The sequence below is a fragment of the Acinetobacter sp. GWC1_38_13 genome (assembly GCF_001767535.1).
Taxonomy (GTDB): Bacteria; Pseudomonadota; Gammaproteobacteria; order Pseudomonadales; family Moraxellaceae; genus Acinetobacter; species Acinetobacter junii.
In genome coordinates, this window is the sequence record NZ_MELG01000133.1 from 4,745 (window position 1) to 7,482 (window position 2,738).

The window sequence follows — 2,738 nt, forward strand, 5'->3', positions numbered from 1 at the left end:
GTGACGCAGCATTTACTTGTGCAGCTGCTACTGTAAATACCGCAGTGAACAATCCTTGTTGTATATATCGACTTTTCATAGAAGCAAGAACCTACATACTGATGATCGAATAGAAATTTAAGCTAATGTTTTATCATAAGCTACATTTTTATTTCGTTAAAAAATGTTTGTATTTTCGGGGTATACAGACAAATTTAAAAATAAAATTATGGAGAAAATGTGGAGAAATATATTCTTCCTAATTACAACTTGAGTTTCTATTGAATTACTTAAATAGAAATTAAAACCATGTTGCTTCACGTAACTTATGTTCAATCTGTGTGAAAAGTTTAATTCTTGGCATATAGACTAATTATCTGGTTATTCGCTAAAAATTCGCGCAATTCTAAGCACAATAGCACTTGCCTTTTTTACAAAAAAGCGGTGTCATTAGCGAACGTTTGATATTGAAGCAGATCGACATGCCTGATTTAGAAACAATTCATCATTTTGACGTGATTATTGTGGGCAGTGGTGGTGCAGGTTTAAGTCTCGCACTTTCTTTACCTCATCATTATAACATTGCAATCTTAGCTAAGGCTGAACTAACTGAAGCTAGCACTTACTATGCTCAAGGTGGTGTTGCTGCGGTATTGGATGAGACTGATTCAATTCAACAACATATTAATGACACTATGATTGCAGGCGGGCATCTTTGTGAGTTAGATGCTGTCAAACATACGGTTGAAGGTGGTAAGCCTTCTGTAAATTTCTTATTAAAACAAGGTGTCCAGTTCACTCTAGACGATGATGAACAACTTCATCTCACCCGTGAAGGTGGCCATTCGCAGCGTCGAATCATTCACTCGGCTGATGCAACTGGTAAAGCCATTTCAACGACCCTAGTTGAACGTGCGAAAGAACGTAAAAATATCACTATCTTTGAAAACTACATTGCAATTGATCTTATTACCTTGCACAAACTTGGTCATCTAGATCAAACCAACCGTGCAATAGGTTTATATGCTCTTAATGAAAAGACTGAGCAAGTTCATACTTTCTTAGCACCTTTTACTGCATTAGCATGTGGCGGTGCTATGAAGGCATATCTCTATACATCTAATCCAGATATTGCTACAGGTGATGGTATTGCGATGGCGTATCGTGCAGGCTGTCGTGTAGCAAACATGGAGTTTAATCAATTCCACCCAACGTGTTTATACCACCCTAAAGCACGCTCTTTCTTAATTACTGAAGCAATGCGTGGTGAAGGTGCGTACTTACGTCTACCTGACGGCGAGCGTTTTATGCTTCGTTTTGACGAACGCGCTGAACTGGCGCCACGCGATATTGTGGCACGTACCATCGACCATGAAATCAAACGTCTAGGTATTCGTCATGTGTGGTTAGACATCACACATAAATCACCTGAATTTATTATTGAACACTTCCCTACGCTATATGCTCGCTTGCTTGAACTCGGAATTGATATTACCAAAGACATGATTCCTGTTGTTCCTGCTGCTCACTATACCTGTGGTGGTGTAGTTGTTGATTCTAATAGCCAAACTGATCTTGATGGTTTGTATGCGATTGGTGAAACTTCTTATACAGGTTTACACGGCGCAAATCGTATGGCGAGTAACTCGTTACTTGAATGTTTCGTTTATGGTATGAGTGCAGCGGAAGACATTCAAAGCAAACATAACCTGAGCTTTGAATTTCCAAACGTACCATCTTGGGATGAATCACAAGTGACTGATGCTGACGAAGATGTTGTTATCTTACAAAACTGGGACGAACTACGTTCAACCATGTGGAACTACGTCGGTATTGTTCGTACGACTAAACGTCTACAACGTGCGTTACATCGTATTGAGATGTTAAAGCGTGAAATCAATGAATACTATCAAGATTACCGCGTCAGTAAGAACCTGATCGAATTGCGTAACCTCGTTCTAGTTTCCGAAATGATTGTACGTTGTGCGATGGAACGTAAGGAATCACGTGGTTTGCATTACACGCTTGATTACCCAGAGCTTTCAAACGAAATTCGTAAGACAGTGTTAACTCCGCCAAACTTTAAGGTGGAACAGCCGTTGGTAAATGAGTGATACTTTCACATTTTTTGATATTTTCAAGATAACTTATAGTTATTATTTACTATCGCGATAGGCGACATGGATGTCGCCCGTTGAGCTGCGGTATCAAGGATGTACCGTCAGCTCAACAAAGGATTTTTGTTACTTTTCATCCTTGAAAAGTAAGACATAAGAAATAAAACCAAAACATCATCCAAACTTTTCGACAATGCAGGTTGAGTATATAACCGTATTTACTTCAAATACTGCAAAGCATCTTCAAATACAACATCGGCATTTTGTGTTGCATCCAAACGCTTGATCCGTTCAGGCTCTGCTTGCCATAAAGTCTCATAACCAGCACGTACCTTGGCAAAGAAGCTCAATTTTTCTTGTTCAAAACGATCTAATGCACCACGCTCTCGAGCACGGGTCATGCCCAACTCAATCGGTGCATCCAACCAAAAGGTAATATTCGGCATTTTTGCCACAAAAGTTTGATTTAACAATTGCAGCTTTTCCTGACTTAAACCACGCCCAGAACACTGATAAGCAAAGCTGGCATCAGTAAAACGATCACTCAACACAATTTTTCCCGCCGCTAATGCAGGTAAAATCACTTGTTGTAAATGTTGAGATCGTGCAGCATAAATCAGTAATAGCTCAGTATCATGACTC

General features: G+C 39.5%; 2 protein-coding genes. One reads left to right on the plus strand and one right to left on the minus strand.

Translation table 11 applies throughout. The features are described from left to right. Positions 1–455: 455 nt before the first annotated feature. Positions 456–2,093, plus strand: coding sequence for an L-aspartate oxidase (gene nadB, locus A2003_RS14895; RefSeq protein WP_171265937.1), 1,638 nt, complete (start codon positions 456–458; stop codon positions 2,091–2,093). Positions 2,094–2,314: 221 nt separating this feature from the next. Here nadB and tmk read toward each other — a convergent pair. After that, on the minus strand, positions 2,315–2,738 hold a 424-nt coding region (gene tmk / locus A2003_RS14900; protein WP_286687578.1), incomplete at its 5' end, for a dTMP kinase.